The following is a 20,086-nucleotide window of genomic DNA, read 5'->3' as shown; positions in this document are numbered from 1 at the left end:
CTCGAAGCGGGGGATGGGAGACGTCGTCGTTCAGTCTTCGCTCGGGGCTTCGGCTGCGCGTGTGCGTATTTCCTCAACCACGCCGGCGTCGGCGAGGGTGGTGGTGTCGCCGAGCTGGCGGCCTTCGGCGACGTCGCGTAGCAAGCGGCGCATGATCTTGCCCGAACGGGTCTTTGGCAAGTCCGGCACCAGCACCACGGCCCTGGGGCGGGCGATCGCACCCAGCTTGGTGGAGACGTGCTGGCGCACTTCCTCGCGCAGCTCATCGGTGGCGTCGTGGCCGCCTCGCAAGATCACGTAGCCCACGATGGCCTGGCCAGTCGTGTCATCGGTCGCGCCCACCACTGCTGCTTCCGCAACGGAAGGGTGGTCGACCAGCGCCGACTCCACCTCGGTCGTCGAGATGCGGTGGCCGGACACGTTCATGACGTCGTCAACACGGCCGAGCAGCCACAGGTAGCCGTCGTCGTCGAGCTTGGCGCCGTCGCCCGCGAAGTAGCGGCCTTCGTAGGTGCTCCAGTAGGTCTCGCGGTAGCGCTCAGGGTCGCCCCAGATGCCTCGCAGCATCGATGGCCAAGGTTCGGTGATGGTCAAGTAGCCGCCGCCGCGTTCGACCTGGTTGCCGGCGTCGTCCACCAGCTCCACCGAGATGCCCGGCAGCGCGTGGGTTGCCGAACCGGGCTTGGTCGTCGTGACGCCCGGTAGGGGCGTGATCATGTGACCGCCGGTCTCGGTCTGCCACCAGGTGTCGACGATCGGGCAGGTGCCGCCGCCGATGTGGGTGTGGTACCACATCCAGGCTTCGGGGTTGATGGGCTCGCCGACGGTGCCCAGCACACGCAGGCTGGACAGGTCGTGCCGCTCGACTTCGGACGCACCCCACTTCATGAACGTACGGATCGCCGTAGGTGCGGTGTAGAGCTGGGTCACGCCGTAGCGCTCGAGGATGTCCCACAGCCGGTCCTTGGGCCACGATGCCCGGTCGCCGTCGCGGAACTCCGGGCGCGGGGTGTCCGGCGTGCCCTCGTACATGACCGACGACGCTCCGTTCGCGAGCGGTCCGTAGACGATGTAGCTGTGGCCGGTCACCCAGCCGATGTCGGCTGCGCACCAGAACACGTCGACGTCGGGTTTGAGGTCGAACACGTAGCGATGAGTGAACGCCACCTGGGTGAGATAGCCCCCGGTGGTGTGCATGATGCCCTTCGGCTTGGCCGTCGTGCCCGACGTGTACAGCAGGTACAGCAAATCCTCCGAATCCATGTGCTCGGGCGGGCAGTCGGCAGAAGCACCATCCATCAGGTCGTGGTACCAGTGGTCGACGCCGTCATTCCACGACACGTCCTGGCCGGTGCGCCGCACGACCACCACATTTTCGATCGTTGACGTTGCAGCCACCGAGGCGTCGGCGGTGTCTTTCAGCCCGAAGGGATCGCCACGCCGGTAGCCGCCGTCGGCGGTGATGAGCAGCTTCGCCGAGGCGTCGTCAATGCGATCCGACAGCGAGTCGGCAGAGAAGCCGCCGAACACCACCGAGTGGGCGGCGCCGATGCGAGCACACGCCAGCATCGCCACCGGCAGCTCGGGGATCATCGGCATGTAGATGCACACCCGGTCGCCCCGTTCCACGCCCAAGCCCTTCAGCACGTTGGCGAACTTGCACACTTCGATGAGCAGTTCGGCGTAGGTGATGGTGCGGGTGTCGCCTGGCTCTCCTTCCCACCAATAGGCCACCTTGTCGCCGCGGCCGGCCTCGACATGGCGGTCGAGGCAGTTGTACGACACGTTCAGCGTGCCGCCCAAGAACCACTTGGCGAAGGGCAGGTCCCACTCGAGCACCGTGTGGAAGTCGGTGAACCAGCTCACATGCTCGCGGGCTTGGCGGGCCCAGAACGCCAGGCGGTCGGCGCCTGCTTCCTCATACAGCGACCGGTCTGCGGTGAGCGCCACGGAGCGGAATTCCTCGGCGGGCTCGAACACTCGGTCCTCGACGTAGTAGTCCTCGATCGTCGCCTCGGTGGATGCGCCCGTCCCAGATGTTGTTGCCATCGGTGCCCCTGTCTCGTCGTGCTGCTGGTGTCGGTGTGCAGATCGGGTCGGCATCGCTTGCGGGACCCGAGCCTGCTCAGCCAGATTCGCAGAGTAGTTGCCACCCGCCAGATGATTGCTGCCAAGAGGATGATGAAGGCAATGGAAGCGTACGACAGGCCCGAGGCGTCGAGAATGTGAAGTTCGAGGCGTCGAAATGAGCAACTACAAGCCGTCGAAATCACAAACTTGTTTCCCCGGAATCCGACCACTCGACCGAGTTCTGCGCCCCGGAAGGCGCCCATGCCGGCCGCGGTGAGCCCGGTAATGTCCCGCCGGTGAGCGCCGCCCTCGAACCTGCTGTGGCGAGTGTCCCTGGGGACGTCCTGATATGGCGCTTCGACCGGCCAACCGAAGCGATTTCGTCGGCGAGCGTGAACGGCGGTGCCGGCCGGATCGACTGGATCTTGAACGTCGGTGTGGAACGTGGCTACGCCCGCACTGATCTTGATGAGCACGCAGCGGGAATCGCCTCGAAGTTGGGCCTCGCCGGCAGGGGGACGGCTCTGTTCACCGCTGTCGACGTCCGTGGCGTTTGCCGGGCTGAATGCGACGGCGTCGTCGTTCACGCCACCGTCGGCGTTTCAGGGCCGACCTGGGCTGCGGACAGCGAGTTTGTACCCGAGTCTTCGGAAGCAGGAACCATCAATGTGATCGTCCAGCTCCCGGTCGGACTGGATCCGGGCGCGGCTGTGAACGCCACGATGACGGCCACCGAAGCGAAGGTCCAGGCGCTGACTGAGCATGGCGTCGACGGCACCGGCACCGCTACCGATGCGATCGTCGTTGCGTGGCCGGCGGCCGCCCCCCAGGAACGCTTCGGGGGGCCGCGTTCGGTGTGGGGACAGCGGCTCGCACTTGCCGTGCACAGCGCAGTGCAGTCCGGATTGCCACAGCAGAGCACATGAGAGCGGAAGCGCCGTCATGAGCCGGATGGCGCGGCGCTGTGGCGCCGCAGCGATTGGACTGCTCGCGGATCGGATTGCGGGAGAGCCACCCGCGCGGGTGCATCCCGTGGCGGGGTTCGGGAAGCTGATGGCCCGGCTCGAGCGGCAGATCTGGGCTGATCGACGTTCAGCCGGTGTGGCCTATGCGGCGGCTGGTGTGACCATCGGAGCGATCGCTGGGACCCTCCTGCGTTCGACCGTTTCCGCTGTTGCGCTGACTGCGGCCGGGCGAGAGCTGCGGTCGGTTGCGATGCGAATTGCTGACCTGCTCGCTGCGGATGAGTTGGAGATGGCTCGGGCCGAGCTTTCCGCCCTGGTGGGCCGCGACCCGAGCCAACTCGACGAATCCGGCATCGCTGCTGCGGTCATCGAGTCGGTCGCCGAGAACAGCGTCGACGCCGTCGTGGCCCCGGTGTTCTGGGCAGTTGTGGCCGGGGCTCCGGGAGCCGTTGCCTACCGGGCGGCCAACACGATGGACGCCATGGTCGGACGGCTAGACGAGCGGTACCGGCAGTTCGGCTGGGCTGCCGCACGCCTTGACGATGTGGCGAACTATGTGCCGGCGCGGCTGTTCGCAGCGCTGGTCGCAGCGTTGCGGCCAAGCCGGGCGCGCACTATCTGGCAGGTAGTGCGCCGGGACGCGCCGGCGCATCCCTCCCCCAACGCTGGGGTCGCCGAGGCGGCCGTTGCTGCCGCCATCGAGCGCGAACTCGGCGGGCCGCTGCGCTACGGCACGCGGTACGAGAACCGGCCACGGTTGGGCGAAGGTCCACGGCCATCGGCGTCCGACATCTCCAGCGCCGTGCGTCTCGCATCGCAAGCCGAACTCCTAGTCACGGCTCTCACCGGTGCTGTATGGGTGACACACATGAAGGCCAACCGACGAGCCAAGACTCAGCCAGTAGCAACCCGCCAGATGATCACTGCCAAGAGGATGATGAAGGCAATGGTCTCGATTCTCTGAAGGGCGCCCCAGAGGCCTGATTCCCAGAAGCGGCTCCAGTACCGTCTGATGCTGGCCCACGAACGATGCATGAAGCTCGGCGGCGGTTGTTCCATGCTCGGAAACTCAGACATTCTGGATCTCACTCACCGTGATGGCTATGGCGGGGTTGCACGGAACGTAGTCAGCCACAATATCTGCTATTGACGACCAGAAATTTGCACAATATGACTGCCGATAGTCAAAATTACATGACATTTCCTTAAATCGTCGGCTACTGCGCCGCCTGCCACTCAGCGGCCCAGAAGGCTCCCATGCCGTCGGGGTCGGTGAGCGCGGCTGCTTCGTCAAGCAGCGTCCGGGCTGCAAGCGCGTCGGCGGCCGGTTTGGACCGGCTTTGCTCCCACAGCGCCCGCGCGTCTGCCGTCATTGCTTCGATGCCCGCCGCAGCCAGCCACTCGGCCTGGGTGGCAAGCGTCGCACCAGGCGGCAGCTGATCGAAGGCCACATCACAGGTGATGTCCACGGTGCCCGGCGCGTGCAGCGGGTTATGCGCACGGCGTTGGGACTGGTAGGTCCGCAGCCATTCGCTCTGCGGACGCTGTGCCAGCTCGGCCGTGTGGGGCACGCCGTAGTCGAATACCAGGACGCGGCCTCGTTCCAGCAGCCGCAGCGCCCGTCGCACCCAGACAGCAGATCGCAGCTGCAGCGGAATACGAGCGCCACCGGCTGCTTCCGGCGCGAGTGCGGCGGCCATGTTCACGGCGTCGGCAGCCGCGGGATACAACTCCTCGACCGCAGTGGCTTCGTCGCGCTGTACGTGTACCTCCTGCCAATCGTCGTGCGATCGTTCGAGCAGGCGGAACGGCAGGTTGTCGAGCAGCTCGTTGGCAATCACCACACCTACGATTGGACCTGACGGAAGGTCCGGTACCGCGGCGACCGGGTGAACGACACCGCGGGCGCCTATCCGTGCTTCAGCAACTTTGCGCTGTGTGGCAACACGCTCGACCATCACGTAGTGCAGTGCGTCGCTGCACTCGACCACTTGGGTGAGTACATCGACGCACAGCGTCCCGCGTCCTGCGCCGCCCTCGATTACTACGAACGGGTCGGGTTGTCCCAGCTCATGCCACGTGCGGTCCAAGTAGGCGGCCACGCATTGGGCGAACAGTGAACCCAGCTCGACTGAGGTAGCGAAGTCGCCAGCGCGACTACCCGGTTGCCCACCGCGCACATAGAAACCCGAAGCGCCGTACAGCGCCTCGTCCATGTACGCGTCGAAGCGCACGGGCTCACTCATAGAAAGGGACGGTCCCAGTCGCCTCGACTAGATCGTGCCGACTCGATCATGCAACCCGATCTTTGCGGACCGGTCGCAGGGATCCGCTCATGCTCGGTGCCTGACGACGATGCCCAGGCCGTGATCAGCCGCCCAAGTAGAACGACGCGACCTCGCCGAAGTGGCTGACGAGGCCGGGGAAGATGCCGAGCGCCATCGTGGCCACCACCGTGATGACCAGCGCGGCTGCGAGCGCGCCGGTCATAGGGATCGATCCCGGGGTGAACGCCACCATTGTCTGCCGGCGCGTCTCGGTGGCCACGAACCCACCATCGTCGTGCGCATCGGCTTCGACCGGCTCGTCGGCCGGCTCGTCGTCGGCATCGCCGCTCGCATCCACTCCGAGCGCCACCGTCTCGGGCACTGGCTCGAACCACATCTGCACCAGCACCCGGGCGTAGTAGCCGAACGCGATCACCGCGTTCACGGCGACAATTGCCGCAAGCACCCAGCCTGCCGGTGTGTTCGCATCAGCCAGCGTCCGGAAGATGACGAACTTGGCGAACCATCCGCCCGCCGGCGGTATGCCCGCCAGCGCCGCCAAGAACAGCGTCATCAGCACCGCCATGCCGGGTGCATAGCTGAACAGCCCGCCATAGCTGTCGATCGAACCCGAGCGGGTCCGCCGCGATACCGCCAGCACCACGCTGAACGCCCCCAGGTTCATGAAGGCGTAGATGACGAGGTAGACGATGACCGCTTCGTACGTGCTGGGCAGCACCGTCGTGGTGATCCCGACGCCGGGGACGGTCCAAGCATCGCCTTCGAACGCCACGGCGAAGGGCACCAGCATGAAGCCGCCCTGCGCCACGCCCGAATAGGCCAGCATCCGCACGATGTTCGTCTGGCGCAAAGCGATCAGGTTGCCCACGGTCATCGTCACCACGGCCAACACCCAGAAGAACGGCTGCACGACGTCGGCGGCGCCTTCAAAGGCCACGAACACCAAGCTCAGCAGCGCCACCATGCCGGCTGCCTTCGACGCCACCGACAAGAACGCTGTCACCGGCGTCGGCGCGCCCTCATAGGTGTCTGGCGCCCAGGTGTGGAACGGCACGGCCGACACCTTGAAGGCGAAGCCGATCAGCACGAACAGGATCGCCACGATGACAATCGGGCTCGCCCCCTCGCCCCGCAGTGCCTCAGCGATCGTCCCGAAATCGGTGTCGCCGGCCACACCGAACACCAGCGACATGCCGTACAGCATCACCGCCGAAGCGAAGACCCCCATCAAATAGTACTTCAGGCCCGCCTCGTTGGAACGAGGCCCGCCCTTGCGCCAAGCGGCGAGCATGTACGCCGGGATCGACAACAGCTCCAGCGCCACGAACACGCTCACCAGGTCGCGCGAGCTGGCCATCATCACCATGCCCAGCAGCGAGGTCAGCAGCAGCGTGTAGTACTCGTTCTCGTAGTAGTCGCCCTCGCGCACGTAGTCGACCGACATCAGAACGACCACATAGCCCGCCAAGATGAACAGTGCCTTGAGCACCAGCGAGAAGTCGTCGACGACGTAGGCCCCGCCGAACATGGACCGTTCGGCGCCGTCAGCCGCCAATGTCAGGATCGGGACCAGCGTGATGAGCAGGCCGATTCCGGCCAGCGTCGGCATCATCCGCTTGGCTTTGTCGTCAAGCGCGATGTCGGCAACGGTCACCAGCGTGCCGACCGCCAGCAGGGTCAACTCGGGCGCGAGCGCGTGCCAATCCAGCGCCGGCCGCACGAACGCCACGAGTACCCCGAGGTTCATCGTCAGCTCCCGCCCACAGCCGCGCTGATGCTCTCGGCGATGCCGACCGACACGTCATCGACCATGCCGAAGATCAGCCCGGGGACCCAGCCGAAGAGCACCATCGCGATGATGAGCGGCATCCACGCCGCCCACTCGTAGCGGTTCACGTCAGCGATCGTGTGGCCCTCCCACTCGGGCTTGGGTTCGCCGAACGCACTGCGCTGGAACAGCCACAGCAGGTACCCCGCAGCAAAGACCGTGCCCACCGCGGCGATCACCATGTAGGTGCGGAACAGCTCTTCGGAAAGTCCGGCGCCGGGGTTGTAGGCCGACAAGATCACCGGGAACTCACCCCAGAATCCCGCCAATCCGGGCAGGCCCAGCGATGCCATCGCCGAGATGGCCAGAATCCAGCCCATGCGGGGCGCCGACTTGAGCAGGCCGCCCAGCCGGCCGATCTCCAGCGTGTGGTAGCGCTCCTTGATCGAGCCGGCCAAGAAGAACAGCATCCCGGTGATAATCCCGTGGGCCACCATGCCGAACACCGCAGCGTTGATGCCGATCGAGGTCAACGTGGCAATCCCCAGCATTACAAAGCCCATGTGGGCCACCGAGCTGAATGCGATGAGGCGTTTCATGTCTGTCTGCGCCAGGCAGCCCAAGGCGCCGTAGATGATGCCGATCACCGCCAGCAGGCCGATCCAAGGCGCCCACGCCGCAGCGCCTTCGGGCAGGAACGGCAATGCGATCCGCACGAAGCCGTAGGTGCCGAGCTTCAGCAAGACGGCGGCCAGGATCACCGAGCCCACCGTGGGTGCCTCGGTGTGCGCATCGGGCAGCCAGGTGTGGAAGGGGAACATCGGCACCTTGATGCCGAAGCCCATGAACAGGCCCGCGAAGATGATCGCCTGGGTGCCGCGTGCCAAGTCGCCGCCAGCGGCCTTGGCGAGCTCGCTCATGTTGAACGTATTCAGCGCTGCCCCGGCGTCGTTGGTGGCCACGAAGTACAGCGCCACGAAGCTGACGATCATCAGCGCCGAGCCGAACAAGGTGAACAGGAAGAACTTCAGCGAGGCATAGCGGCGGTTCTCGCCGCCCCATACCCCGATCATGAAGTACATCGGCAACAGCACGACTTCGAAGAAGACGAAGAACAGGATCAAGTCCTGCGCCACGAAGGTGCCGTTCATGCCTGACGCCAGGATCAGCATCAAGATGAAGAAGGCCTTGACGTTGCCCGGCTCGGGGATGTGCTCCCACGAGTAGATCACGCACAGCGGGATGATGGCCATCGACAGGATCAGCAGCGGCAAGGACAGCCCATCGAGACCCAAGATGTAGTCAGCGTTGATGGCGTCGATCCAGCCCTTGTGCACGCCGAACTGCAACGAGTTGGCGTTGCCGTAGTCGAAGGCGAACAGCAGGTAGACGCCCACGGCCAGCGTGGCCAGCGAGGTACCCAGCGCCACCATCTTCAGTTCGAGTTCGTGTGCGCGCGGCACCACCATCATCACGAGCGCACCGACGGCCGGCAGGAATACCGCGAGCGTCAGCGCCCAAGCGTCGAATCCAGTTGCGTCCACTAGGAAGCTCCCTCTCGATTGGAACACGGAGCGGCAAGGTCAAGGCCGCGGGCTAGCGAGGTCGCGCTGCGTCGGGCGAAGCAGCCAGGGGCGACATGCCGACAGGACATGACCTTGACGGCGACGGGGTGAGCGGCGGGGAAGGTCACAGGACGATCACGAACACGATGGCGACCACGGCTGCGGTGCCGAACAGCAGCGAGCCGTAGTTCTGGACCTTGCCGGTCTGCATCACCCGCAGACCCTGACCGCCGGCATCGGCACCGGAACCGAGCGCGTTGACGGTGTTGTCGATGGTGCCCTGGTCGATCCAGCGATACACCCAGCGGCCGCTGTCGCGGGCACCTTCGCCGGCACGGTTGACGACCAGGTCGATCACGTTGTTGTTGACCCAGTTGGCGGCCCGGGCGATCGGCGCCTTGATCGAACCCACCACGATGTCGGTGTAGAGGTGGTCGAGGTAGTACTTCTGCTCGAGGAACGTGTACCCCGCCTTGGCGTAGCGGTTGCGCTCGGTCAGCCCATGCGGCCCGGCATTGCGCCAGAAATACAGGAACGTGACGGCGATGCCGGCCAGCGCCAGGGCCAAGCCCACGGCGGCCATCTCCCATTCCGGACCCGGATGCGACAACCCGATCGCGTTCAGGTAGTGCGTCGGCTCGACATACGTCTGTACGAGGTGGGCAAAGCGCTCGAGCCCGAACAGCTCAAGCACCGGCGTGGGCAGGTTGAACGCCCCGGCCACCACGGCCATGACCGCCAGGATCCACAGCGGAACGGTCATCACCTTGGGCGACTCGTGCGGGTGTCCGTGGCCGCGGTACTCGCCCCAGAACGTGTACCAGATGACCCGAGTCATGTAGGCAGCGGTCATCAGCGCCACGACGCAGCCGAACGCGAGCATCACGGGGTACCAGTTCTCCTGGCCCTTCAGCGCACCGAGCAGGATTTCGTCCTTCGACCAGAAACCGGCGAAGGGGAAGATGCCCGCGAGCGCCAGCGTCGCGATGACGAATGTCTTGTAGGTGTGCGGCATGTACTTGCGCAGGCCGCCCATCTCCCGCATGTCGAAGGTGTGGTGCGCAGCGTGGCTCACCGAGCCGGCGCCGAGGAACAGGCATGCCTTGAAGAAGGCATGCGTGAAGAGGTGGAACATTGCGGCGGTCCAAGCGCCCACGCCCAGCGCCATCACCATGTAGCCGAGCTGGCTCACCGTTGAGTAGGCCAGCACCTTCTTGATGTCCCACTGGGCGAAGGCCAACCCAGCGCCGATCAGGGCCGTGAAGCCGCCGATGAACGCCATCAGGTTGATCGACGAGGTGCCGATGGAGAAGCCCTCGAAGAACACCGGGTAGAGCCGGCCGATCATGAACACGCCTGCGACGACCATCGTCGCTGCATGGATCAGCGCAGAGACCGGCGTGGGGCCGGCCATGGCGTCGGGCAGCCACGTGTGCAGCGGGAACTGGCCCGACTTGGAGCACACCGCCGCCATGAGCGCAATCGACGCCATCAGCAGGGCGAAGTGGTAAGGGTTCGGGCCGCCGGTTTCACTCGCGACACGGCTGGCGTCGCCGATCCTCGTGTTGATCTCGTGGATGCTGAAGGTGCCGAAGGTGCCGAACAGGATGATCACGCCGACCAGCAGGCCGATGTCGCCCACGCGGTTCGTCAGGAACGCCTTGAGCGCCGCGTCGGTGTTCGGCCGTTCCTCCCACCAATGCCCAATGAGCACGAAGCTGCACACGCCCACCAGCTCCCAGCCCACGATCATCTGGACCAGGTTCTGGGCCATGACGAAGAAAAGCATCGAGGCGGTGAACAGGCTCAAGAAGGCGTAGTAGTGGACGAAGCGCCGGTCGCCCTTGACGTACTCGCTGGAGTAGATGTGCACGAGCAGCGAGATGGAGGTCACCACCACCAGCAGCAGCACGGTCTGGCCGTCGACCAAGGTGCCGACGGCGAAGTCCATGCCACCGCTCGACCACCAGCCGTCGGTGGTGGCCCTGACCGGGTCGGGTCCTGCGGCATAGCCGTGGCCATCGTCGGTGCCGTGGCCGTCATCTTCGGCGGCGAGATGCAGGTCTCTATCGAGTGAAGCTGCATCTCCGGCAATCGGGCCTGAAGCGCTCAGGCCTTCGTTGACCGACACCAGCGCGTGCTCGGCGTCGTCTGATTTCGACGACGTAGCGTCCTCTACCTGGGTGATCCACGACACCGCCGCGATCATCGAGAGGATCCACACGATGCCCACGGCGGTGATGCCCACCTTGTGCACCCTGTCGCCGCCGATGACGCTGCGCCCGAACAGCAGGATGACGAGAAAGGAGACCGCCGGGATCAGCGGGATCAAGAACGCGTTCTCAAGGATCCACATGCGCGTTCCGTCAGCCCTTCATCAGGTCGAACTCGTCGACCGCGATCGATCTGCGGTTGCGGTACAGCAGCAGCACGATGGCCAGGCCCACGCCGACTTCGGCGGCTGCGACCGCGATGATGAACAGGGCGAAGACCTGCCCCGACACGACGTCGTGCTGCAGCCCGAACGCCACCAGGTTGAGGTTGACGGCGTTCAGCATCAGCTCGATCGACATCAGCACCATGACACCGTTGCGGCGCGCCAGCACGCCGTAGACGCCCACAGCGAACAGCAACGCACCGAGCAGCAGGAACTGGTTCAGCAGCATCAGCGAACCACCCCGGCGTCCGACGCCGCGGCCCTCATCACCCTGACGTCCATCACGGCCACCTCGGCGTCCACCGTGGCCACACCCAGCGCCGTGGCCCTCATCACCCTGACGTCCATCACGGCCACCTCGGCGTCCACCGTGGCCACACCCAGCGCCGTGGCCCTCGTCACTTTGACACCCATCACTGTCGCATTCATCGCGGCCTGCCTCAGTCCCTGCGCGCCAGCACAACGGCGCCGATCAGTGCTGCGAGCAGCAGCACCGAGACGGCTTCGAACGGGATGATGTACTGCGAGAACACCGAGTCCGACACGTCGGCTGTGCGGAAGACCGTGTTGTCGGTAGCCAGCGATTCGGTGCCGAAGCCATCGATGAGGGCGTAGACGGTGACACCGCCCAGCGCGAGCGCGGAGAGCGCTGCCACCGGCCAGGTGGCCCCGGTCATCTGGGGTATTCGCCCGATCGGCGCCCGGGTGAGCATGATGCCGAACAGGAACAGCACCATCACGGCGCCGATGTAGACCAGTACCTGCGTGGTGGCGATGAACTCGGCGGTGAGCAGCACGTAGTTCGCTGCGAGACCGCCCAGCACAGCCACCAGGAACAGGGCTGCATGCACGATGTTGCGCGTCGTCACCATGCCCAGCGCGGCCAGCACGGTGATGCCCGCGATGATGCCGAAGGCGATGTTCTGCGCAACCATCTCGATCGCCTAGCCCGCCGAGCCGCCGGACCCGGTGGCTGCCTGAGCTTCGAGCCCGCGTCCTGATGTTGGCCCGGTCGTCTCTGCGCCAAGCTCGCGTCCGGGAACTGCGTCGTCTGCCCCGAGCTTGCGCGCGGGAGCGAAATCGTCGATTCCGAAGTCGGGCACCACGCGCACCTTTTGCTCGGAGCCGGGCTCGTAAGCCTGGAACTCGGGCACGGTCTCCATCCACTCGCTGAGCCGGATCCGGTCATGCAGCAGATCGGCGATGTGCGGCTCGGAGTACTCGTACTCGGGTGTCCAGAACAGCGCGTCGAACGGGCACACCTCCACGCAGATGCCGCAGTACATGCACAGCGCGTAGTCGATGTCGAACCGGTCGACCACGTTGACCGAACGGACCGCACCGCCGGCACGCCGGGGCGGTGCTTTCACCTTGTGGCCCTCGATGTAGATGCACCAATCAGGGCACGAGCGCGAGCACAGCATGCACGCGGTGCAGTTCTCCTCGTGCAGCGCGATCACGCCCCGGGCGCGGTCGGGCGGGGCTTCCTTCTCATGCGGGTACTGCACGGTGACCGACCCCTGCTGGGGGGCAGGGATGAGCGTGCGTATGCCCCGCTTGGGGAACAGCGTGCGCGCCGCGGTGCGAGCAGTCACGCCGAGGCCCTTGAGCAGTCCGGGGAGCTGTGGCATCTAGAGCACCACCTTGAAAATGCCGGTCACGACGATGTTCGCGAGCGACAGCGGGATGAGGACTTTCCAGGCGAACTTCTGAAGCTGGTCTTCGCGCAGGCGTGGGTAGGTGAAGCGGATCCAGAAGATGACGAAGGCCACCAGCAGGATCTTGACGAGCATCACCACCGGTCCGAGCACGTTGAGTATCGGGGCGTCGATGTCGAACCCGGGAATCCACCAGCCGCCCAGGAACATCACGGTGGCCAGCGCCGAGAACGCGAACGCCGTGGCGACTTCGGCCATGAAGAACAGCAGGAAGCGGAAGCCGGTGTATTCCACGTGGAAACCACCGACGAGCTCGGTCTCGGCTACGGGCATGTCGAACGGCGTCTGTGTCAGCTCGGCCTGGGCAGCGATCATGAAGATCAAGAAGCCGACGAACTGGGTGAGGATGAAGGGGTTGCCGATGAGGCCGAAGCCGAAGATCTCGCCGGTTGCCTGTGCCTCGACGATCGTCTGCAGGTTCAACGAGTCGGCCTGGATGACCACGCCCATGACGGCGAGGATCAGCGGCAGCTCGTACGCGATGAGCTGGCCGGCCGCCCGCAGGCCGCCCAACAGCGCGTACTTGTTGGCCGAGGCCCAGCCCGCCATCAGCACACCCAGCACTGACAGCGACGAGACCGCCATCGCGTAGAAGATCCCCGTGTCGAGGTTCTCCACGACGGCATCGGGGCCGGTGGGCAGCACTACGAAGAGCAGGAACGACGAGGCGAGCACTACTACCGGGGCCGCCCGGAACACCCGCCGGTCGGCAGCGGCGGGGTGGATGTCTTCCTTCTGGAGGAACTTCACTGCGTCGGCAATGAGCTGCAGCGAGCCGTGAGGGCCTACGTCGGTGGGGCCCAGCCGGCTCTGCATGAACGCCATCATCTTGAGCAGGAACAGGTAGCCCAACATCAGCGCAGCCGTCGGGATGACGATGAGCGCGACGCCCAGCTTGATGCTGGTTTCGGCCCAATACGCGAGGCCGAGCGCTCCCGAAAGGGTCAATTCGCTCACCGGTCCCCACTCATCGGTCGATGTCCCCGAGGATGAAGTACAGCGAACCCAGAATGGTGATGATGTCGGGCACGTAGGTGCCGCGCATCACCCACGGCACGATCGAGATGTTGCTGAAGCTGGGCGTGCGGATCTTCACCCGGAACGGTTCGAGGCCGCCCTTGGACACGACGTAGTAGCCCATCTCGCCCAGCGGGTTCTCGGTGGAGACGTAGGCCTCGCCGGCGGGCACCTTGATGATGCGCGGCACCTTGGCCATGATCGGGCCCGAGGGGATGGCGTCGAGCAGCTGGTCGACGATCTTGGTGGCCTCTCGGGTCTCTTGCAGGCGCACCCAGTAGCGGGCGAATGAGTCGCCGTCGGGGTGTGTCCAGACGCGCCAGTCGACCTGGTCCCAGGCGAGGCCCGGGTTGGCGTCGCGGCGCAGGTCCCAGTCGACCCCGCTAGCTCGCAGGTTGGCGCCCGACAGGCCGTAGCTCAGCGCCACGTCGCGCGGGATCACGCCGACGCTGCGGCAGCGAGTCTGGAAGATCTCGTTGCCCATCAGCAGGTCTTCCATCTCGTCGCAGAAGCCGCGCATCTTGGCCATGACGGCGTGTGTTTCGGCGATCCAGCCGCGGGGGATGTCGTCCTTCAGGCCGCCGATGCGATCGAAGTTGGGGTGGAAACGGCCGCCGGTGACCTCTTCGATCTGGTTGAGCACCCGCTCACGGTCACGGAAGGCGAAGAACACCGGCGTCAGCGCACCGACCTGCACGCCCATGTCGCCCAGGAACAGCGACAGGTTCGCGATGCGGCTGAGCTCGAACAAGATGGTGCGGATCCACTGGGCACGGGGCGGGGCCTCGACACCCATCAGCTGCTCGGCCGCCAAGATGAACGGCACTTCGTTGGCGAAGCTGCCCAGCCAGTCGATGCGGTTGATCAGCGTGGTGCACTGGGGGTACGTGCGGACCTCGCAGAGCTTCTCGTAGCCGCGGTGCATGTAGCCCATCAGCGGTTCGGCTGAGATGACCTGCTCGCCGTCGAGCCGGCAGGCGATGCGCAGCGTGCCGTGGGTGGCGGGGTGCTGCGGGCCGATGTTCAGCGTCATGTCGCCGGTGTCGAGCTCGACGTTGACACGGGCATCGGCGGCCTGAGCCGCCACGTATGCCTGCTGCTCGCGCAGCGCCGTCGACCCGGCGGCGGGACTCATGCGCCCGCTCCAGATGCGAGCCTGCGAGCACCATCAAAAAACGCCGGTGCCACGGAATCGGGACTCATGCGCCCGCTCCTGACGCCTCGAACTCGGCCATCACTTCGGCTTCGAGTTGGGCTTCGAGCTCGGGCGGGATCTCTTCGATGTCGACCACGCCGGGCCACGGCTTGACCGATCGGGCCAGCAGCGGGAAATCCTTGCGCAACGGGTGGCCCTCGAACTCGGTGGGCAGGTAGATGTGCTCCAGGTTCGGGTGACCGTCGAAGACGATGCCGAACATCTCGTGCGCTTCTCGCTCGTGCCAGTCGGCGCCGGCGAAGATGTCGATGATCGACGGAACCGACGCGGGAACACCGTCGACGTCGGACAAGTCGGCCTTGATGAGAACGGCGGCGTGACGGGCCGGCGAGTGCAGCTGCGCCAGCAACTGGAAGCGTGTCTCGCCGCCTCCCCGCCGCACAGTCTCGGCGGCAGTGGCGCTGGCAGATTCGTCGTCGTCGGTCCCGACGCCTGCGGCATCGAATTCGGTGTCCTCGTAGCGGCCTTCGGGGGCATCGGTCCAGTCGATGGCCGACAGGAACCCGAAGTAGGCAAACCCAGCGTCGCGCAACGCAGCCATCACGGCCTGCCAGTGCTCGACTTCGACGCGAAGCCAGAGGTTCTCGCCTGCTTCGATGTGGGATTCGACCAACGCATCGCCGAGCAACCCAGACAGTTCGGCGGCGAGTGCTTCGCGGGCCTCGTCGCCGGGCGCTGCTGCGTCGTCGGTCGTGTCCGTCATCGCTACGCCTGCACCTGCGCTGGGGCGGTTGCCGAGGTCGGCGCTGTGCCCGATGCTCCCGCCGTCGGCGGCACACGTGTCGATGCTGGTGCCGAGGGCGGCGCTGCACCTGATGCTCCCGGCGAGGCCGGGACGACGATCGGCTCGCCTCGCCAGCGTTCCTGGATGTCTTCGCGCTGGATGCGCTCCTGCAACAGCACGATGCCTTCGAGCAGCGCTTCGGGCCGTGGCGGACAGCCGGGCACGTACACGTCGACCGGGATGATCTGATCGACGCCCTTGGTGACCGAATAGCTGTCCCAGTACGGGCCGCCGCAGTTGGCGCATGAACCCATCGAGATGACGTACTTGGGCTCGGGCATCTGCTCGTACAGGCGCCGGATGACCGGGGCCATCTTGTCGGTGACGGTGCCCGAGATCACCACCAGGTCGGCCTGGCGCGGACTGGCCGGGAACGGGATGACGCCCAGGCGCATGACGTCGTATCGGGGCGAGCCGAATGCGGCGCCCATCTCGATGGCGCAGCACGCCAGACCCCACTGGTACACCCACAGCGAGCGTGCCCGGCCGAAGTTCAGCAGCCAGGTGAGCGGCTTGGGCAGTTTGACCTTGTCGACCAGTGCCATCGTGCGGTTTCCTTCAGCCCCTCACACCCAGCGCAGGACGCCCTTGCGCCATGCGTAGAACAGGCCCAGCACCAAGATGAAGATGAAGATCGCCATCTCGACCAGGCCGAACAGGGCATACACCTCGAGCCGAGTCGCCCAAGGGAAGATGAACACAGCCTCTACGTCGAACAGGACGAAGAGCACCGCGAAGACGTAGTAGCGGATCTGGCTCTGAGTCCAGTCGCTGCCGACTGGATCGACGCCGCTCTCATACGCGATGAGCTTTTGGGGCGTCGGTCGCTGCGGCCGCAGGATCCGTGCGACGCCGAACATCGTGAAGGCCATCAGGACTGCCGCTGTGCCGAAGATCGCGACAGTCAGATAGCTCCGCAAGAGGTCGGACACGGACCGCAACGCTAGCGACTTCACGCCACCCTGCGCCGATTCGCTGTCATCGTTTCACGGCCACGGAATCCAGCGGCGAGACTCGCCCGGCGGCACCCCATGCGCACCGATAGGCGTCGCTTGCGGCAGCTACTCGAGGACGGGCGGTGTTCCGTCGTGGACGGACGGTTCGCGGCACCAGTCACGGGCGAGGTCGCGCAGCGACTCTGCATCGGGGATTCCCAGCAAGCGAGCTGCCGCTTCATCGAGTGCCGCACGGGCAGGGTCGCGGTACACGTCACGAGCGGGCATGAGTGTCGTGCGCAGGAGCTCCGGCTTGTCTTCCAGCAATTCACGGGCTGCGGCAGAGATCGAGGTGTCCCTGAAGTCCGGGCTCGGCATCAGACGGATGCCTTCTAGTTGTGCGCTGCTGCGCCCGTGCTGCTGGCGCTGCGCTCGCGACCAGTGGACGACCATCCCGAGGGTCGAGTTCGCCCAGACGGCGAACCCGAAGCGCACGGCAGGGTCGTCGTGCAAGAGCGCGCACCACGCGCGCCCGCCCATGACGGGCATGTCGGTGACCGCGGCAAGCGCGACCTGCGACGGCCAGAAGATGCCTCGCTGGTAGAAGAGCGTCGACCGGCAGCGCCGCATCTCCCCAAGCACAGCTTGAGCGCGGGCTCGCTCGGCGGCTTCGGCTTGCGCCACAGCCGCGGCGATTGCGAGCTCGCCCGGAACGCCGCCGTTGGTTCGAGACAGCCTGCGCCGCAGCTGCTCGATGGCGCGCTCGCGTGCCGCTGCGAGTCTCGGGCCTACGGCGAGGCCGTAGTGGGTCGGATCGACCGTCAGCTTGGTCTGCGCGTCCGCGTCGGATGCCCACAGCGACACGTCGGCTCGCACGTGATCGTCGGTGATCGGCCACAGCTCGAACTCGCCGATCGGTTCGTTGCCCGCCACATGGCCAATGCGATGGTGCGTCGGACCCAGCTCGAACAACTCGCCGATGGTCGTCATGGCGATCTCGCAGACGGGCTCGTGCGCATCGAGCGGCACAAACTCGCCTCGCCGGGTCAGCCGCTCCGCGACAGCCACAGCACCGAAGCTCTCCGCCCCGACTGCGGCCCACGGGCCGCCCTCGGCAGCCGGGAGCACCGTCCAGCGGCCTACCACCGCAGTTCCCACGGTGACGTTGCCGTCCCGCTGCTCCTCGCGGCCGCGAATCGCGGCATCGACAGATCGGCCGGTCTCGGCTGCCACGGCGATGCTGGCGAACGGCTCATCAAGCGCCACCGTCATGATGTCGGCCGCGGCCAGATCAGCGCGGGGCTCAGAGCGCTTGGTGGCTGCAATGATCATCTCGCCCATGGCGGTGTCAGCGGAGAGGGTCTTGTCGCCGCCTCGGGTGGCACCCGGAAATGCCACCAGCAACAGGTCATCGAAGTGGGTCTCGAACATGGCCCGCGTTGCCGCCCACGTCGGTGACGCCGCGGCTGTGATCGGCAGCACAATGCCAACCCGTCCTCCAGGGCTGAGCTTCTGGCGCACCAGTTCGCAGAACACCGAAGCAAGGCCCGCCTTGAGATTGGCGGGCGTGTCGCGCACCAGTTTCGCGGCCCGCTTCTGGGCCTTCGTGCGCTCGGCGTCGGTCGCGCCGGCGATGTCAAACAGCGCTTGACCACCCCGTGTGCGCGAGTAGGGCGGGTTCATCATCACAATGTCGAAACGCTCGTTGGGGGCATACAGACCTTGTGCATCCGCTTCGGCGCCATCACGCGGCGCGGTGCCGGCCGCCGACGCGTCCCAGCCGAACAGGTCTGCAAGTTCTTCAGTGGCCAGGTACTCGACCGAGCCGGTCGCTCCTTTCGGCCCGCAGACAGGCGCGACACCGATATTGGTGTGACGGTAGTCGGCACCCGGCTCGATGTTCGAGAGACCCGATGCAGTCAGATGGGCCGCGATCGGGGAAATGTCGACGCCACAGAAGCCGTGCTCCATCAGATGCGTGTGCAACGCGGCCAAGCCCTCAGGCTGCGCTCCCGCGACGCGTGCGAGCGCACGAACCCTCCGGTACGCCGCACGAAGCAGCGTCCCTGTGCCGCAGGCAAAGTCGGCGATGCGGAATACCTCGCCCAGCCGGTCTGACTCGCCGAGTGCCAGCGAGCGGGCCGACTGCGGAAGCCGCACGCTGTCATTGACCGTGATGTGGGCGAGGAACTCTGCGACCTCGGGGCGTGTGTAATAGCTCGCCGCCTCGGACCTGTCCGAGATGAGACGCTGGAACAACTCGCCGCCGATGTCGAACAGACCGAGCACACCCGACTCGACACGACCTGCAATGAGCACCGCTCGCCCGAGCAACGCAGCAGTGAGCGCGGTCCCGACATCTCGTTCGACGATGCGCAAGGCATCGGCCGCAGGGTCAAACACTGATCGGTAATCGATGGCACGGATCGCTTCCCAAGCCTGCGCGACCAAGTGGGGGATCGGATTGAGGTCGGGCGCTGCCTCGGAGCGCTTCGGCACATCGTCGTGCGACCGCGCGATCCGGTCCTGGAACAAAAATGCGTTCAGCCACACCACGCCGACCACGTTGAGGCTGTCCGAGCCTGACGGCCGTCCCATGGCGACTGCGAGTCGGAGCTTGGCGTCGTCGCTGAGGTTTGCGTCGAGGTCTTCTGCAATACCGCGCATCTTGTCGGCAGCGTCGGATGCGACCACTTCCAGCTGTCCCGGCGGAACGGAAACCATGACGGCGAGTTCGGCCAACGACTGGGCCGTGCCGGTGAGCCAGCCTGTCCGCGGCCAGCGGTCGGGTTCGGCCGTACCGTCGAGCCGCGAGAGGACGGCGTACTGCAATTGCGCCCCGCCCACGAGGCGGCTCACGGCGTCTTCGTGGTCCTTCCACTGCTCGGCGAGCGGGGGCGCCAGCACCGAGATCGCCGAGGAGATGACACGGCCGTCGGAGGCCAGCTCGAGACCGAGCCGCGCCGCGGCGTCGCGGTCAGGCGAACTGCCGGACCGGTTGTATTCCACCTCGACGGCAACTGGCAGAAGGCTCTCGGCCCGTACCAGGACGTCCACGCGGCGCGAGCTGCCCCCAGAGACTGGCTTCAGCACGCCGACGCGCTCGTGGCGGAAACTGATGCGGTTGTCGGCGTGCATCCGCTTCATCGCTTCCGCGAGTGCGGCATTGAAGTCGTGCTCGTGGAGCTTGCCTTCGGGCATCGAAGCGTTCCGCTCGTTCAGGACGGCCTGCGAACACTGGTCTTGGTTGCTTCTGCGTCTGAGCCGTCCACTCTATGGAGCGTCGCCATGTGCACTGCGCATCGCGCGAGTTCACTGCCTCG

General features: G+C 65.9%; 17 protein-coding genes. 2 read left to right on the top strand and 15 right to left on the bottom strand.

Annotated features, from left to right (window positions below; translation table 11 throughout):
• Nucleotides 1-30: 30 nt before the first annotated feature.
• On the bottom strand, nucleotides 31-2,049 hold the full coding sequence (gene acs, locus ACOGJB_RS12680) for an acetate--CoA ligase (protein ID WP_419837477.1): 2,019 nt from the start codon (nucleotides 2,047-2,049) through the stop codon (nucleotides 31-33).
• Between the two features lie 317 nt (nucleotides 2,050-2,366).
• On the opposite strand from acs, the gene ACOGJB_RS12675 reads away from it, so the two are divergent.
• On the top strand, nucleotides 2,367-2,996 hold the full coding sequence (locus ACOGJB_RS12675; RefSeq protein ID WP_419837476.1) for an adenosylcobinamide amidohydrolase: 630 nt from the start codon (nucleotides 2,367-2,369) through the stop codon (nucleotides 2,994-2,996).
• A 16-nt stretch (nucleotides 2,997-3,012) separates the two neighbouring features.
• The gene (gene cbiB / locus ACOGJB_RS12670) at nucleotides 3,013-3,999 is read left to right on the top strand and encodes an adenosylcobinamide-phosphate synthase CbiB (RefSeq protein WP_419837475.1); all 987 of its coding nucleotides are present in this window, start codon (nucleotides 3,013-3,015) and stop codon (nucleotides 3,997-3,999) included.
• Nucleotides 4,000-4,252: 253 nt separating this feature from the next.
• On the opposite strand, the gene ACOGJB_RS12665 is transcribed toward cbiB, so the two are convergent.
• The 14 genes from ACOGJB_RS12665 to ACOGJB_RS12600 all read right to left on the bottom strand — a co-directional run bounded on the left by ACOGJB_RS12665 (nucleotide 4,253) and on the right by ACOGJB_RS12600 (nucleotide 19,964).
• A complete protein-coding gene (locus tag ACOGJB_RS12665) occupies nucleotides 4,253-5,281 on the bottom strand; it encodes an SAM-dependent methyltransferase (protein WP_419837474.1) in 1,029 nt (342 codons plus the stop codon).
• A 124-nt stretch (nucleotides 5,282-5,405) separates the two neighbouring features.
• Entirely contained in the window at nucleotides 5,406-7,070 is a 1,665-nt protein-coding gene (locus tag ACOGJB_RS12660) for an NADH-quinone oxidoreductase subunit N (RefSeq protein ID WP_419837473.1), read from the bottom strand.
• A gap of 2 nt (nucleotides 7,071-7,072) precedes the next feature.
• Entirely contained in the window at nucleotides 7,073-8,635 is a 1,563-nt protein-coding gene (locus ACOGJB_RS12655) for a complex I subunit 4 family protein (protein WP_419837472.1), read from the bottom strand.
• Nucleotides 8,636-8,780: 145 nt separating this feature from the next.
• Nucleotides 8,781-11,012, bottom strand: coding sequence for an NADH-quinone oxidoreductase subunit L (gene nuoL, locus ACOGJB_RS12650; RefSeq protein WP_419837471.1), 2,232 nt, complete (start codon nucleotides 11,010-11,012; stop codon nucleotides 8,781-8,783).
• A 10-nt stretch (nucleotides 11,013-11,022) separates the two neighbouring features.
• Entirely contained in the window at nucleotides 11,023-11,322 is a 300-nt protein-coding gene (gene nuoK / locus ACOGJB_RS12645; RefSeq protein WP_419551211.1) for an NADH-quinone oxidoreductase subunit NuoK, read from the bottom strand.
• Nucleotides 11,322-11,522, bottom strand: a complete 201-nt coding sequence (locus tag ACOGJB_RS12640; RefSeq protein WP_419837470.1) for a hypothetical protein — start codon at nucleotides 11,520-11,522, stop codon at nucleotides 11,322-11,324. Before ACOGJB_RS12640 ends, nuoK begins: the two co-directional genes overlap by 1 nt.
• 11 nt (nucleotides 11,523-11,533) lie before the next feature.
• Nucleotides 11,534-12,028, bottom strand: a complete 495-nt coding sequence (locus ACOGJB_RS12635) for an NADH-quinone oxidoreductase subunit J (RefSeq protein WP_419837469.1) — start codon at nucleotides 12,026-12,028, stop codon at nucleotides 11,534-11,536.
• Between the two features lie 9 nt (nucleotides 12,029-12,037).
• Nucleotides 12,038-12,724, bottom strand: a complete 687-nt coding sequence (locus ACOGJB_RS12630) for a NuoI/complex I 23 kDa subunit family protein (protein WP_419837468.1) — start codon at nucleotides 12,722-12,724, stop codon at nucleotides 12,038-12,040.
• Entirely contained in the window at nucleotides 12,725-13,759 is a 1,035-nt protein-coding gene (gene nuoH, locus ACOGJB_RS12625; protein WP_419840736.1) for an NADH-quinone oxidoreductase subunit NuoH, read from the bottom strand.
• A 19-nt stretch (nucleotides 13,760-13,778) separates the two neighbouring features.
• On the bottom strand, nucleotides 13,779-14,963 hold the full coding sequence (locus ACOGJB_RS12620) for an NADH-quinone oxidoreductase subunit D (RefSeq protein WP_419837467.1): 1,185 nt from the start codon (nucleotides 14,961-14,963) through the stop codon (nucleotides 13,779-13,781).
• A 64-nt stretch (nucleotides 14,964-15,027) separates the two neighbouring features.
• A complete protein-coding gene (locus ACOGJB_RS12615; RefSeq protein WP_419837466.1) occupies nucleotides 15,028-15,747 on the bottom strand; it encodes an NADH-quinone oxidoreductase subunit C in 720 nt (239 codons plus the stop codon).
• Nucleotides 15,748-15,749: 2 nt separating this feature from the next.
• On the bottom strand, nucleotides 15,750-16,373 hold the full coding sequence (nuoB, locus tag ACOGJB_RS12610) for an NADH-quinone oxidoreductase subunit NuoB (RefSeq protein WP_419837465.1): 624 nt from the start codon (nucleotides 16,371-16,373) through the stop codon (nucleotides 15,750-15,752).
• A gap of 21 nt (nucleotides 16,374-16,394) precedes the next feature.
• Entirely contained in the window at nucleotides 16,395-16,760 is a 366-nt protein-coding gene (locus ACOGJB_RS12605) for an NADH-quinone oxidoreductase subunit A (protein WP_419837464.1), read from the bottom strand.
• A 129-nt stretch (nucleotides 16,761-16,889) separates the two neighbouring features.
• The gene (locus ACOGJB_RS12600) at nucleotides 16,890-19,964 is read right to left on the bottom strand and encodes a hypothetical protein (RefSeq protein WP_419837463.1); all 3,075 of its coding nucleotides are present in this window, start codon (nucleotides 19,962-19,964) and stop codon (nucleotides 16,890-16,892) included.
• Between the last annotated feature and the right edge of the window lie 122 nt (nucleotides 19,965-20,086).

The organism is Candidatus Poriferisodalis sp., assembly GCF_965208895.1.
Lineage (GTDB): Bacteria > Actinomycetota > Acidimicrobiia > Acidimicrobiales > Poriferisodalaceae > Poriferisodalis.
The sequence above is the reverse complement of the archived record's forward strand: the minus strand, read 5'-3'. Positions and strand labels throughout refer to the sequence as shown.

Coding starts and splice junctions, on each gene's coding strand:
- acs (WP_419837477.1), bottom strand. CDS start 2,049: ATGGCAACAACATCTGGGACGGGCGCATCCACCGAGGCGACGATCGAG.
- cbiB (WP_419837475.1), top strand. CDS start 3,013: ATGAGCCGGATGGCGCGGCGCTGTGGCGCCGCAGCGATTGGACTGCTC.
- ACOGJB_RS12665 (WP_419837474.1), bottom strand. CDS start 5,281: ATGAGTGAGCCCGTGCGCTTCGACGCGTACATGGACGAGGCGCTGTAC.
- ACOGJB_RS12660 (WP_419837473.1), bottom strand. CDS start 7,070: ATGAACCTCGGGGTACTCGTGGCGTTCGTGCGGCCGGCGCTGGATTGG.
- nuoL (WP_419837471.1), bottom strand. CDS start 11,012: ATGTGGATCCTTGAGAACGCGTTCTTGATCCCGCTGATCCCGGCGGTC.
- nuoK (WP_419551211.1), bottom strand. CDS start 11,322: ATGCTGCTGAACCAGTTCCTGCTGCTCGGTGCGTTGCTGTTCGCTGTG.
- ACOGJB_RS12640 (WP_419837470.1), bottom strand. CDS start 11,522: ATGAATGCGACAGTGATGGGTGTCAAAGTGACGAGGGCCACGGCGCTG.
- ACOGJB_RS12635 (WP_419837469.1), bottom strand. CDS start 12,028: ATGGTTGCGCAGAACATCGCCTTCGGCATCATCGCGGGCATCACCGTG.
- ACOGJB_RS12630 (WP_419837468.1), bottom strand. CDS start 12,724: ATGCCACAGCTCCCCGGACTGCTCAAGGGCCTCGGCGTGACTGCTCGC.
- ACOGJB_RS12620 (WP_419837467.1), bottom strand. CDS start 14,963: ATGAGTCCCGCCGCCGGGTCGACGGCGCTGCGCGAGCAGCAGGCATAC.
- ACOGJB_RS12615 (WP_419837466.1), bottom strand. CDS start 15,747: ATGACGGACACGACCGACGACGCAGCAGCGCCCGGCGACGAGGCCCGC.
- nuoB (WP_419837465.1), bottom strand. CDS start 16,373: ATGGCACTGGTCGACAAGGTCAAACTGCCCAAGCCGCTCACCTGGCTG.
- ACOGJB_RS12600 (WP_419837463.1), bottom strand. CDS start 19,964: ATGCCCGAAGGCAAGCTCCACGAGCACGACTTCAATGCCGCACTCGCG.